Raw genomic sequence first — 12,955 nt, forward strand, 5'->3', positions numbered from 1 at the left:
CGAAACCCGGTACTTCTCGGTGAGTATCATGTATTCGTGGGCCTGGATCCATTCTGCGTCCGTGGCGGTTTTGACGAAAACCTCTCCTTCGATGGACCTGATGCGGACTACTTTCGTTTTATTCAGTTCGCCGGTGGATTCCGGCTCGTGGTCGACTGCAAAAGAGTGTGGTGCGGAGAAAAGGACGAGAGCGAGAAGGGCCGGAAGAAGATAGTGGATTTTTCCTTTCATCGTTCCGCCTCCTTTTGCCAGCCTGTCTCCTGACGGGTCTCCGGCCGACATTGCGTAAAAAAGAGGAAAATCAACATGATAACATGTGACATCCTCCATTTACCCTATTAGACGGAGAAACGACCCTTCCGTTTCACCTTTCCCGGAATAATCCGGAGAAAACCGCTCGAATGAGGCCTATAGCTGATCTATTTCCATTTTATCTCATATTCGGGGTCAGCCAAAGGGGATGGTGGATCGTGGAGCACCCCGCGCGGCCAATCAGGTTTCCGGGGCACATCCTTCATTCAGGGCCTTTTCCTTCCGATAAGGAACCTTACGCGGGAACTCCCGCCGTATTACCAGAAGGACAGAGATGGGGGCGGGAACTCTCAGCTTCGATGACAAACGAGCCGGGGGCGTAACAGGATGGATAAACCGAGCCTGCTCGCCGTAAATCTTCTGTTGATCCTGCTTTTCTGGGGTGTCTCGCTCTGGATATACCATTCCCGCAGCCGCCCGGTGAAGATCAACACCCTTTTCCCTCTGATTGCGAAGTACAAGAAGCAGGGGTTGCATCCCCTTGTGGGGGACAAGAGCGATGTCGCCTGGCTTGCCCTCTGGATGTTCCTCCTGGGGTCTCTGTTCTTTCTCGGTTTGCTCGTGAATCTTTTCCTGTAATTTCCGCCGATGGGCGGAGGATTTTTCCCCTTTTGCATGACGGACAGGCACTGCAGGTTCGACAGTCGGGGAGGGAGAAAACAGCCCTCTTTCGGGCGCCGGTTTTTCGTCCTTTCCTCCATCGCCGGTGATGTGGGAAAATATAATTGTGACGGCAGAGAGGAGGTGCGGCGGTGCCTTACGGGCTGAGCAAAGAGATCTCGTCTTGCGGGACGATTCCCCGCCGTGTATGGCGAAAGAGGCTTTCGCTTTTTTCGGCGATCTTCGCCGCGCTTGTCCTCGGGGGTCATCCATCGATGGGTACAGACGAGCAGCCCGCGCCTGAGGTGGGTTCCCACAGGATGGGCGAGGATTACCGGTTGCGGGAAAAGCCTGCTCTGAGTGTCGGCAGGGAGCCGGGCGAACAGGCCGCCATGGGAGAGACGTTTCCCCTCTACGGCAGCAGGGAGGAGATGATCTTCAAGCCCTGGCTCAAGGCTTTTTACTACAGGAAGAGCACGGGGTTCAGGCTGAACGTGGAGTATGAGAGAGAAGAAGGTGAGGGGCCGCCGTAGCACTTCCTTCACCCGCCTTCCCACCGCCAAAAGACCTGTTCATGGTACTACTCTTAAGGGATAGCAATGAGAATAGCGGCGTCCGACTTTCATGCCTACCACAAGCCGAGCACCTGCCCCCTGAGGATATATCTTCTCGCGGCGGGCGATAGCCCTTCCCCCCCGGGGCCCCTGGATGACCTTCTCATGAAGCTGGGGGATCGCCACGAGGCGGAGCACCGGAGCTCGTTTCCCCGGGTCGTTGACCTTGGTGGGCTGCCGTTTTCCGAAAAGGTGAGAAGGACCCGCGAGGAGATCGCCCGCTCTGCGCCGGTGATATACCAGGGCGCCTTTACCGCCGACCTTGACGGGGCGGGGGGTAAAATAGCCGTTTCGGGGCAGCCCGATTTTCTCGTTTACCGGGATGGCGGGTACATCCTCAGGGATTGCAAGCTTGCAAGGAGAATCAATGAAGAGGACCACCCGGACATCATCGCCCAGCTCGACCTGTACCGTTACCTCTATAACAGGGCTACCGGCCGCTGCCCGGTGAGGGTGGAGGTATTCTCCGGCAGCGGTGACCTCGTGGAGATTCCGTACCCCGGCGATGATGCCGTCCTCTCCCGGGTCGATGAGCTGGCACGGATCAAGTCGCTTTCCTGCGAGCCCTTCACACCCGTTGGTTGGTCGAAGTGCTCCGGCTGCGGCTTTTTCCAGCGGTGCTGGCCCCTGGCCGAGAAGAGAAGAGACATTGCTACCGTCCCCGACGTAACTCTGGGCCTCTCTGCCGCCCTTCGCGATAGAGGTGTCGTTTCCTACGACGACCTTTTGAACAGGTTCTCGGCGGAGGATCTCGCGGAACTCAAGGTTCCTCACGGAAAGACGTCGCGGAAGGTTGGCGTGAAGGCCGGGAGGATACTGGTGAACGCGCAGGCTATCTCCGGAGGAAGAGAGATCATCACGGGGCGAGCCGGGATACCTGAGGCAGGCAGCTACGCCATGTTCGACCTCGAGGGGCTGCCTCCCTACCTGGACGAGCTTGACAAGATATACCTCTGGGGCGTGAAGGTCATGGGGGATGAGCCTTCGGATTTCATGCCGGCCCTGGCGGGGTTCGGCCCCGGCGGAGACAGGGAAGGATGGGAGGGCTTCTTGCGGATATGCACGCAGGTTTTTGAGCGATACGGGGACGTCCCCTTTGTCCACTGGTCATCCTACGAAAGGACGAAGGTCAGGGGATACCTCGGCCGCTACGGTGATAGGGGCGGGGCGGGCGACAGGGTGCTGAATAATCTCTTTGACCTTCTGCCTGCCGTCAGGGGCTGCATCGCCCTGCCGGTTCCCAGTTACAGCCTGAAGGTGGTGGAGAGACATATCGGATTCGATCGGACGATGGACGAGTTCGGTGGAGAATGGGCCATTGCGAAGTATATCGAAGCCGTCGAGACGGATGACGAGAAGGTCAGGAAAGAGATCATGGATACGCTGCTCAAGTACAACGAGGAGGACCTCGATGCCACCTGGGCAGTAATGGAGTGGTTTAGGAACAAAATCAAGGGGGGCCGGTAATCTCAGAATTATTGAGTCTGAACATCTCCCGGGTTATTTCGCTATCTCCATGCACTGCGACTGGTGGACCACAGAAAATGAACTGCCTCTGTTTTGCGTCCAGCGCCTTCGTGCCGGGTAACTTCTCAGAAGATGGACGCGAGGCGATCGTATGATTTTCTGAGCCGGATGGACACGGCCAGGAGCAATCCCTTCAAGAATTTAACTCCCGATTCGGGAAAGGCCTCGAGCATGAGGTTGAAATTATCCCGGGAGAGGGTTACCAGCGTCGAATCCTCCAGGGCCACGGCGGTGACTGCCCGGGGATGATTGTCGAGGAGGCAGAGCTCTCCCATGACCGTTCCCCTGCTGTACACCCCGATGACCACGTTCTTGCCCGGAAACTCGGTCTGCTTGCTGATTTCCAGGCGGCCCGATACGATAAAAGCCAGGTAGTCGCAGAAATCACCCTCGCCGCAGACCGTCTCTCCCGCCCTGACCTTAACGAGGTCGAAGAAGCAGGGCAGGTCGGCCAGGTCCTCCTCCTTGAAGTAGGGAAAGAGGCTGAGCTCCTTTTTCATCCAGATGCAGAGATCTTCCGAGACTTCATCTAACTGTTGCATCACTTTTCAGCCTTTTTGCTCGTTTCATTCATCTCCTTGACCTTCTCCTCCATCCGTGCGAGCAGCCCCTCGATGCCATCTTTCATGACTATCTCGCGGTAGCTGCTCCGGTAATTCCTGATGAGGCTCACCTCCTCGATCACCACGTCGTAGACCAGCCACTCGTCTCCTTTCATGACCAATTTGTACCGTATGGGAATATCTGCGGTCTTGGTGACGATAATCGTCTCTACGATGGCACGGTCATCCCTTACCTTTTCGTTTACGTACTCCACTTTCTCGTCCGTGTATGCCTCGATACGCTCCATGTAAGTGTTCTCGAGAAGGTCGGAGAAGAGGGTCACGAACCTGTCCCTTTCATCGGGGTTTGCCTTCTTCCAGTTCGTCGCCAGGACCTGCTGCGACATGATCCTGAACTCGAACCTCTTTCTGATCAGAGAGCTCAGCATCTGGCGCCTTTTGCCGCTGTCCATCTCCTTGTCCTTCAAAAGCTCGATGACCCGGTCGACTGTTTCCCGGACCTGGTCCGTCGGGCCGCGGCTTCCTGGAGCTGCCGCCGGGGTGAGCAGCAGAAAAATGATGGGTATGAGTAAAAAGCGTGCTCTCTTGGCCATGACCGCCTCTCGTGCGGGGGGTAGTGAGTTTAAAGCGAATACCGGTCTGTAACAAATTAGATTAACGAAAAAACCCTATTGTCGCAAAATAAGTTATCCCTGCCGGGAGAGTTTCGCCGGCTACTCCTTTACCATCCCTTCGCGTCTCTGTGTGTGGGCGTTCTTTATGAAGGCGTAGGGGTCGAGAGCCTGCCGCTTGATCCCCTCGTAGGTGTCCTTGTCGATCGAGATCTCGTTTACCGCTTCGAAGGCTTTCAGGGCGATGATCTCGAGCTCCCTGTCATCGAAGATGTAGTTCAGGGGGTCGATGAAGCCGTCGGCTATCTGGCCGAGGAAGTCCCGCGAGTTCGAGGGGCCGAGCAGGGGAAGGACGATGTAGAATCCGGGCTTCACGCCGTACCATCCCAGCGTCTGCCCGAAGTCCTCCTCTTTTTTCCTGACCTTTGCCCATTTCTTCCCCGGGTCGAAGAGGCCCCCTATCCCCACCGTCGTGTTCACCACGAAGCGGGAGAACTCGTTCCCTGCGTCCTTGATCTTCAGTTGAAGCAGGGAGTTTACGAACCGTATCGGGGTTGCCAGGTTGGAGAAGAAGTTCGAAAACGATATGCGGGCCGGCTCCGGGACGACGCGGAAACCCCTGGCCACGGGTTTCAGAAGATAGAAGTAGAGCTTGTCGTTGAACCAGAAAAATGCCCTGTTCAGGGGCTCGAAGGGATCGGAGATGATTAGGGGTTCCTCTTCTGCGAATTCGTCTTCGAAGTCGTCTTTGAATTCGTCTTCTGCCTCACCATCCCCGCCCTGACCGGCCTCATCTTTCCGGTCGTCTGCGACGCTTGAACGGAATGCCTCCTGCCCTTCCTTTTTCAGGGGAACTTCCCCCGTGACGGAAGAGGAGAGAAGGAGCAGGGCGATGAGGAGGGGGAAGATACGGAACGCATTTCTCATGTCCCCGGGCCCTCCTGTGGTTGCTCACGAACCATCATTGTACAGGAAGTCGCTATCTTTCCACCAGTCCTTTCCGCCTCTGGGTGTAGGCGTTTCTGATAAACACGTAGGGGTCCAGAGACCGCCTTTTTATGCTCTCGTAGGTATCCTTGTCCAGGGAGGTGGCGTTGACCCCGGCAAGGGATTTAAGGGACAGGTAGAGGTAAATATTGTCGACATACGCTATGGGGTCGAACAGCAGGTCGACGACGTCCCCTATGCCGTCCCTGGTGTTTGTCGGTCCCAGTATGGGGAACACCATGTAGGTGCCCGTCCCTATGCCGTACCACCCCAGGGTCTGGCCGAAATCCTCCTCCTTTATCCTTACATCGGCCCAGTTTCTCGCCGGGTCGAAGAGTCCTCCCAGTCCCACCGTGGTATTGATCACGAAGCGTGCAAGCTCGTTGCCTGCGTCCTTGAGCTTGAGCTGGAGGAGCGAGTTTACAAACCTGATGGGCGTGGCGATATTCGAGAAAAAATTCGATATCGACACCCGTGCCGGCTCCGGAACGACCCGGAATAGCCGGGCTACCGGTTTCAACACGAAAAAGTAGAACCTGTCGTTGAACCAGAAAAACCCCCGGTTCAGGGGCTCGAAGGGGTCGGGGATGTACACGGCCCCCTCGTCCTCCTCAAGGTCGAAATCCTCGTCGAACTCCTCCCGGCCAGCCGGGACGGATTCCCCGTCAAGGTCCGCCGGGTTCTCTGCTGACCGGTCCTCACGTGAAGCCGGTTTTTCAGGGAGGGGTGCGGTCGTCTGTGAAAAAGCGCTTTTTAGCGGAAAAGACAGCACGAGGATTGCCGAGAAGAATAAAAGAACGGACCTTTTCGTTATTTCCCCCTCCTTCAATGCATTCCAATACGGGCTTGCCTCCTGCAGATTATACCAGAAGTCCTTGAAAAAAACTGTTTGTCGGCGATCGTCCATTGTTGCGGTCGAAGCCCTCTCCGTGTCATGGGGAGAAAACGGGCTGGACCTATTTCTTTATCAGTCCCTTCCGCCTCTGAAGATAGGCATCCCTCATGAAGATATACGGGTCGATCGCCTGCCTCTTTATGGCTTCGTAGGTATCTTTGTCGAGAGAAGCGGCCGTGAGCCCGTCAAAGGTCTTGATGGCAAAGTATTCACCGAAGTTGTCCACGCTGTACGTTATCGGGTCCAGGAGGATATCCACCAGGTCCCCAAATCCATCCCTCGTGCTCGACGGTCCAAGGAGCGGTACCACCACGTAGTTTCCCGGCCCCACCCCGTAGTGCCCCAGGGTCTGGCCGAAGTCCTCATCCTTTATCCTCACGCCGGCCCACTTCCTCGCCGGGTCGAAGAGCCCGCCGATCCCGAGGGTGGTGTTTATGACGAGCCGGGCAAGTTCGTTGCCGGCATCCTCGATCTTCAGCTGGAGGAGGCAATTAACGAACCTGGCGGGGGCCTTCAAGTTGGAGAAAAAGTTCGACACCGACACCCGCGCCGGTTCGGGGACGACCCGGTAGGCGCGTGCTGCGGGTTTGAAGAGCAGAAAGTAGAACCTGTCGTTGAACCAGAAGGTTACCCGGTTCAGGGGCTCGAAGGGATCTATTGCTTCCGACGGATCCTCTTTTTCCCCTGGCTCAAAAGACAGGTCCTCGTCGAACCCGTCTGCAGGATCTGTCGGATCTTCGTTCGCGGAAGTCTCCATGGAAGCTCTTCCTGCCTGCAAAGAGGGTATTTCCTGGGGATAGAGGGAAAACGGGAGGGCGGTGAGGAAAAAGATCATGACGGATGCACCGATGCTTCTCCCGAACGTGGGAAACCCATTCATTTTTTGCTTTCAAAAATGTACTTGCTGACCAGTTCCTCCAGGTTGATGGCTGATTCCGTCTCCAGGATCTCGCCTCCCGGCTTGATGAACTCGTCGGCACCGCCGGGAGAGATCTTTATGTACCGGTCGCCGATTATGCCGGAGGTCCTGATGGAGGCGATGCTGTCTTCATGGATCTTTACATCTTTGTTTATCGAGATCTGGACGACTGCGGCGTAGTCCTCCTGGTCGAGGTTTATGCCCGATACTTTGCCCACGTTTACCCCGGAGATCTCGACGGTGGCCCCTTTTTTAAGGCCCGATATCGAGGCGAATCGGGCCTTGATCTCGTATGACTTCTCACCTAAAAGGTTCACGTCCCCCAGTTTTATGGAAATGTAGGCAAAGCAGAGAAACCCCACGACGAGGAATATCCCCACCGCGATTTCGACATTAAATTTTTTCGTCAAGGCCCGGCTCCTCCTTTTCACTTGAGTATATGGGACCCATCGTGGTCTCGGCAAATGAGCGCACGACGGGGTTGTTTGAAATCTGGAAATCCTCGGGGGTCATGGGTCCCTGGACGTGTCCGTCTTCGAGAAGGGCAACGTAGTCGGAGAGCTTGAATATCTTCGGCACGTCGTGGCTGACGATCACGGCAGAGTACCCCAGGGTTGCCTGTGTCTTGAAGAAGAGACGGTAGATCTCGTTGCTCCTTCTCACGTCCAGGCCCGTGGTGGGCTCATCGAAGAAGATGACCCGGGGGTCCAAGACGAGCGCCCTGGCAAGGCCGACCCTCTTCTTCATGCCTCCCGAGAGCTGGGCAGGATACTTCTCGTTCGCCCCCTCCATGTCCATGAGCGAAAGCTTTTCCTCCACGTTCTGCCGTATCTCTTCTTCGGTTGCATCGGTGCGCTCCCTGAGGGGCAGGGCCACGTTGTCGTAGACCGTCATCGAGTCGAAGAGGGCCACGTTCTGAAACAGGACGCCGAAATGCTTCCTCACTTCATCCAGCTCCCTCCGGCTTATGGTGGCAAGGTCTTTGCCGAAAACGAGCACCCTTCCCCGGTCGGGCGTGACGAGCCCCAGCATGTGCTTGAGTATCAGCGACTTTCCTCCGCCGCTCGTCCCGATGATGACCGTCGTCTTTCCCTCCATCACCTTGAGGTTTATCCCCTTGAGGACGGTCTGCCTGCCGAAGGATTTCCAGATGTCGATGAGCTCGATGACCGCATTCCCTGTCTCTCTATCCATGTTTCACCCGTTCAACCCTTATGCGCGAACCCCCTGGGGCATGGTTGGCCCTGAGTCAGAGGAGAATCGCGCTGAGGAGGTAATCCCAGACGAGGATGGTAACCGATGCGAGCACGACGGCGCTCGTCGTTGTCCTGCTCACCCCTTCCGCCCCGAAACCGCCCGACCGCTCGAGGTGGAGAAAATAGCCTTTCGACGCCGAGATCCATATGATGAGCAAACCGAAAACCAGCGATTTCACGATCCCCATCCAGATATCATTCCAGTCCACGCTGGCGTACATGCTCTGAAAGTAGGTGCCCTGGTTCACTCCCAGAAGGACGACGCCCACGAGGAACCCGCCGAGTATCCCTATCACATCGAACATGAAGGTGAGCAGGGGCAGGGAAACGATGCCGGCCACAAATTTCGGCACCATGAGGTACCTGTAGGGGTCGATGGCCATGCACTCCAGGGCATCGATCTGTTCCGAGTTCCTCATGATGCCGATCTCGGCGCAGATGGCCGAACCGGCGCGCCCGATCACCATCAGGGCGGTTAAAACCGGCCCCAGTTCGCGGATCAGGCTCAGGGCAACTGCCGATCCCAGGAGCCCCTCGGAGCCGAATTTCCTGAGCGTGTAGAACCCCTGCAAACCCAGGACCATGCCCGTGAATGCCCCGGTGAATATGATCACGAACATTGACCGGGAGCCGATGAAGTGGATCTGCTTGATGATGGGCTGAAGTTTGAAGGGGGGCGTCACCACGCGTATCAGGCAGGAAAAGAGAAAGAGGCCCATCCTGCCCGCCTGCGTCAGGAAGTAGATGAATTCCTCGCCCAGTCTTTGCAAAAGGTTTCTCATCGGCCCGACTCCCCGCTTTGCATAGGGTACTCACTGCCGACAGGCCCGTCAACATCAAAGCATTGCCGTGTCCCTCACCCCGCCAGAAATGCCCTTTTGCGTTTTTTCCCTTGGAGGATAAAGGGATCCCCTGCGCCTCCGGTTCCACCGGTCCCCGATTTCATTCCCCGGGATTTTCCCTCCCTGATCCTTTCGAGAGCATCCGGTCGAGATTGTGTGCCGCGCTGATGAGCCCGAGGTGGGTGAAGGCCTGCGGGAAATTTCCGAGATGCTCCCCGGAGGGACCCAGTTCCTCTGCATAGAGCCCGAGGTGGTTTGCGTAACCAAGCATCTTCTCGAAATAGAAGCGGGCTTTCTCCACGTCTCCGGCGCGGGAGAGACACTCTGCGTACCAGAAGGTGCACATGCTGAAGGTGCCTTCCTCCCCCTCCAGTCCGTCGGAGGCTGCCTCACCGATCCTGTAGCGGAAGACGAGAGAATCGTGCACGAGATCCTCCTCGATGGCCCTGAGGGTGGAAAGCCAGCGGGGGTCGGTTGGCCCGATGAACTTTACAAGGGGCATCAAAAGAGAGGATGCATCGGTAGTCACGGCACCCTTGTGCTGGATGAAGGCGTTCCGTTTCCGATTCCAGAAGTTTGCGGTGATATCGTGATGTATCTCGTCCCGCGTTTTGTACCATCTGTCAAGGGGGGCCGGAAAGGAACGTTTGTGGGCGAGGCGGATCGCCCTGTCTATGGCGACCCAGCACATGAGCCTCGAATAGAGAAAGTGCTTCTTTCCGCCGCGGACCTCCCAGATTCCCTCGTCTGGTTTTCGCCAGTTTTTACAGACCCAGTCGTTGAGGCGCACGAGGTTTTGCCAGAGATCGAAGGAGATGGGTTCCCCATACTTGTTGGACAGATAGACGGAGTCCATCAGTTCACCGTAAATATCGAGCTGGAGCTGGTCGTAGGCCCCGTTGCCTATGCGCACCGGTGCCGATTTCCGGTATCCCTCGAGGTGGGACAGGGTCTCTTCCGTCAGTTCATGGCGCCCGTCGGTCCCGTACATGATCTGGAGCGATCCGTCGGGGCTCAGCTCGGCGCAGCGCGCTTCGAGCCACTGCATGAACGCCGAAGCTTCTTCGGTGAAACCGAGCCGTATGAGGCCGTAGAGGGTAAAGGAAGCGTCCCTGATCCAGGTGTATCGGTAATCCCAGTTTCTCTCGCCGCCGATGGTCTCGGGAAGCCCGAATGTGGGGGCCGCCACGAGTGATCCGTGGGGCTCGGAGAAGAGGAGTTTCAGGGTCAGCGCCGAGCGGTTGACGGTCTCTCTCCACCTTCCCCGGTAGGAGGATTTGTTGAGCCAGTTCCTCCAGAAGTTGACGGTCTTTTTGAATGCTTCCGGAACGGCTTCGATTGGGCAGGGTCGGGATCTTTCCTCCCTTCCCGTTTCTTCCAGGACGAATGTGGCGGTTTCGCCGCTGGAGAGCGTGAATTCCGCCTTGCCGTCTCCATTGACCACCTCCAACGGGTGGGTGGACCGGAGGCGGAGCACCGTCCCGTCATCCCCCTCGGATATGAAGAGGAGCTCCTTCTCCCCCCTCTCTACCCTGTGGGTTGCCCGGGCGTAGTTGAATCTCGGCTCACAGGTCATCCTGAAATGGACCTCTCCCCGGATGCACTTGGCCCGGCGAATTACCACGTGAGAGTGGTACATCGAGTGGATCGGCATGAAGTCGGAGACCTCGGCCACCCCTTCGGGAGAGAGGTATCTGGTGAGGAGGACATTGGTGTCGGGCAGGTACAGCTGCTTGGGCCGGGGGTCGCAGAGTATGGGATATATCTGGTACCGCCCGCCCTTTTCGTGGTCGAGAAGAGCGGCAAAGACCGATGGCGAGTCGAAGTGGGGAAAGCACAGAAAGTCGATGGAACCGTTCATCCCGACGAGGGCTACCGTGTGCAGGTCACCGATGATTCCGTAGTTTTCAATAGGCTGGTAGGGCATGGCTATTCTCTCCGTGTGTCATCGTACCGCCGGTTTCTCCCTCCCTCACTTTCCCCGGCGAGGAGCCCCGCGGCGTGAGAGTCCACTATCCAGAGGATCCGCCCGTTATCGGGTCGGACGAGCTGTGCCGGGAATTTCTCGGGGCAGAAATCTCCCTGGAGGACCGATCGCAGCGCCTCTGCCTTTTCCTTTCCCGACACGAGGAAGATGATGCAGGCGGCGTGGCACAAAACGGGCGGCGTGAGGGTAATCCGGTACGTGCCGGTGCTTTCTAACCTTACTGCGGCGACGAGGCGCTCGCGCTCGTAAAGAACGCCGGTGCCGGGGAAAAGGGAGGCCGTGTGCCCATCGGCTCCCATGCCCAAAAGAACCAGGTCGAACCGGGGCAATTGGCGGTTATCAAGGCAAAATGCCCGTTTCAGCACCTCCTCGTAGTCCCTTGCGGCGGCCCATGCGTCGGGGTTCTCCCCCTGGATGCGGTGCACATTGCTCTCGGGGACCGGGACTTTGGAGAGCATCGACGAGCGGGCCATGAAAAAGTTGCTCCCGGGATCTTCGGGGCCGACGTGGCGTTCGTCGCCGAAGAAAAAGAGCGTCTCTTGCCACGGGAGGTGACCCCGGAACGAGCCCTTCTCGTCTGCGAGCAGTTCAAAGAGCCCTGCCGGCGTGGAGCCGCCGGAGAGGGCTACGGTGAAGAGTCCCTTGAGCTCGACCGCGTCTCTCGACAACCGGAGGAATTCTCCGGCCGCCTCCCGGTACAGCTCCTCCTTCCCTCCCGTGATCCGTATTTCCTGCCCCGGTGATATCATCGGAAATCCTTCTGCTTTTCCCTGCTCCTCAAGGGGTTGCGCAAAAAACCGGCTACAGGGGCGGATCCTCGCTGGTATAGAACATCTCGAAAAGCTTCACGTCCTCCGCGCTGCCGATAACCAGGGGGGTCCGCTGGTGTATCGATTCCACCTGCACGTCGAGTATCCTCTCCGTGCCCGTCGAGGCCCTCCCTCCCGCCTGCTCGATGATGAAAGAAAGGGGGGCGCATTCGTAGAGGAGCCGGAGCTTCCCTCTTTCGTATCCCACGTCGGCGAGGTAGAAGAAAAGTCCCCCCTCGATCAGGCAGCGGTGAAGGTCGGCAACCAGAGACCCCGTGTACCGGAGGGAGTAGGGACGGTTGGTCGAGGCGTCGCGTTCCGAAAGGTAGGCGATGAGTTTCCGTATGCCGGGGGACCACTCCTGATAGCGGGCCATGTTGGCGCTGTATGTCCTGCCCCGGGCCGGGCAGCGGATGTTTTCGTGGGAGAGAATGAAGTTTCCGATATCGCGGTCGAGGGTGAAACCGTGCACACCGTAGCCGAAGGTGTACACCAGGATCGTGCTCGTCCCGTACATGACATATCCCGCTGCTATCTGTTCCGATCCCCTGCGGAGGAACTCCTTTTCCGCATCTTCATCGTGTGCTCCCCCCCTTTCATAAATGCCGAATATCGTGCCGACAGCGCCGTTGATGTCGGTATTCGAGGATCCATCGAGGGGGTCCACGCACAAAAAGAAGCGGGAATCAGTCGAGGGGGACAGGATTCGGATATCCTCCTCCTCCTCGGATGCGATGGCGGCGACGAGGCCGGTGTCATTGAACACATCGATGACCGTTTCGTTGCTGAAAATATCCAGCTTTTTCTGGGCGTCGCCGGTGGGGTTCTTTTCGCCTACCAGGCCCAGTCTTCCCACGAGGGCGGCCCGGCCGATCTCCCGCGAGAGGATTTTGGCCGAGTAGGCGATCTGTGAAAGAATCGTCCAGGGCTGGTGGGGAATTTCCGGATGCTTCTGCTTTTCCTCCAGGATGTGCCGGCTGAGGTTGGTTCCTAGCTTGTACACTGCTTTCCTCCCTTTTGTCGAAGGCCGGGT

The 12,955-nt window shown here is 57.5% G+C and carries 15 protein-coding genes; 3 read left to right on the plus strand and 12 right to left on the minus strand.

Going from position 1 to position 12,955, the window contains the following annotated elements; translation table 11 throughout:
• The coding region (locus GTN70_09625; protein NIO17236.1) for a hypothetical protein at positions 1-231 on the minus strand (231 nt) is incomplete at its 3' end.
• Positions 232-639: 408 nt separating this feature from the next.
• On the opposite strand from GTN70_09625, the gene GTN70_09630 reads away from it, so the two are divergent.
• The 3 genes from GTN70_09630 to GTN70_09640 all read left to right on the plus strand — a co-directional run bounded on the left by GTN70_09630 (position 640) and on the right by GTN70_09640 (position 2,993).
• On the plus strand, positions 640-891 hold the full coding sequence (locus tag GTN70_09630; protein NIO17237.1) for a hypothetical protein: 252 nt from the start codon (positions 640-642) through the stop codon (positions 889-891).
• Between the two features lie 173 nt (positions 892-1,064).
• A complete protein-coding gene (locus GTN70_09635) occupies positions 1,065-1,445 on the plus strand; it encodes a hypothetical protein (GenBank protein ID NIO17238.1) in 381 nt (126 codons plus the stop codon).
• Between the two features lie 66 nt (positions 1,446-1,511).
• Positions 1,512-2,993 (plus strand): TM0106 family RecB-like putative nuclease, encoded by a 1,482-nt coding sequence (locus GTN70_09640; GenBank protein NIO17239.1) that lies wholly within the window; start codon positions 1,512-1,514, stop codon positions 2,991-2,993.
• A gap of 125 nt (positions 2,994-3,118) precedes the next feature.
• Here GTN70_09640 and GTN70_09645 read toward each other — a convergent pair whose 3' ends face one another.
• From GTN70_09645 to GTN70_09695, 11 genes are all read right to left on the minus strand, one after another.
• On the minus strand, positions 3,119-3,595 hold the full coding sequence (locus GTN70_09645) for a cyclic nucleotide-binding domain-containing protein (GenBank protein NIO17240.1): 477 nt from the start codon (positions 3,593-3,595) through the stop codon (positions 3,119-3,121).
• A complete protein-coding gene (locus GTN70_09650; protein ID NIO17241.1) occupies positions 3,595-4,209 on the minus strand; it encodes an ABC transporter substrate-binding protein in 615 nt (204 codons plus the stop codon). The genes GTN70_09645 and GTN70_09650 overlap by 1 nt, the downstream gene beginning before the upstream one ends.
• A gap of 120 nt (positions 4,210-4,329) precedes the next feature.
• Complete coding sequence (locus tag GTN70_09655; protein NIO17242.1) at positions 4,330-5,154, minus strand: VacJ family lipoprotein; 825 nt, start codon at positions 5,152-5,154, stop codon at positions 4,330-4,332.
• Positions 5,155-5,206: 52 nt separating this feature from the next.
• Positions 5,207-6,043 carry a VacJ family lipoprotein gene (locus tag GTN70_09660; protein ID NIO17243.1) on the minus strand — a complete coding sequence of 279 codons (837 nt, stop codon included), beginning with the start codon at positions 6,041-6,043 and terminating at the stop codon, positions 5,207-5,209.
• A gap of 127 nt (positions 6,044-6,170) precedes the next feature.
• Complete coding sequence (locus GTN70_09665; protein ID NIO17244.1) at positions 6,171-6,989, minus strand: VacJ family lipoprotein; 819 nt, start codon at positions 6,987-6,989, stop codon at positions 6,171-6,173.
• Positions 6,986-7,459, minus strand: a complete 474-nt coding sequence (mlaD, locus tag GTN70_09670) for an outer membrane lipid asymmetry maintenance protein MlaD (GenBank protein NIO17245.1) — start codon at positions 7,457-7,459, stop codon at positions 6,986-6,988. The genes GTN70_09665 and mlaD overlap by 4 nt, the downstream gene beginning before the upstream one ends.
• Positions 7,422-8,222, minus strand: coding sequence for an ATP-binding cassette domain-containing protein (locus tag GTN70_09675; GenBank protein ID NIO17246.1), 801 nt, complete (start codon positions 8,220-8,222; stop codon positions 7,422-7,424). The genes mlaD and GTN70_09675 overlap by 38 nt, the downstream gene beginning before the upstream one ends.
• Before the next feature lie 55 nt (positions 8,223-8,277).
• Positions 8,278-9,066, minus strand: a complete 789-nt coding sequence (locus tag GTN70_09680; GenBank protein NIO17247.1) for an MlaE family lipid ABC transporter permease subunit — start codon at positions 9,064-9,066, stop codon at positions 8,278-8,280.
• 160 nt (positions 9,067-9,226) lie between these two features.
• The gene (locus GTN70_09685) at positions 9,227-11,053 is read right to left on the minus strand and encodes a glycoside hydrolase family 15 protein (GenBank protein NIO17248.1); all 1,827 of its coding nucleotides are present in this window, start codon (positions 11,051-11,053) and stop codon (positions 9,227-9,229) included.
• 2 nt (positions 11,054-11,055) lie between these two features.
• Complete coding sequence (gene pgl, locus GTN70_09690) at positions 11,056-11,862, minus strand: 6-phosphogluconolactonase (GenBank protein NIO17249.1); 807 nt, start codon at positions 11,860-11,862, stop codon at positions 11,056-11,058.
• A 52-nt stretch (positions 11,863-11,914) separates the two neighbouring features.
• Complete coding sequence (locus GTN70_09695; GenBank protein ID NIO17250.1) at positions 11,915-12,925, minus strand: class 1 fructose-bisphosphatase; 1,011 nt, start codon at positions 12,923-12,925, stop codon at positions 11,915-11,917.
• Between the last annotated feature and the right edge of the window lie 30 nt (positions 12,926-12,955).

The sequence above is a fragment of the Deltaproteobacteria bacterium genome (genome assembly GCA_011773515.1).
In the GTDB taxonomy this organism is placed as follows: Bacteria; Desulfobacterota; Deferrimicrobia; order J040; family J040; genus WVXK01.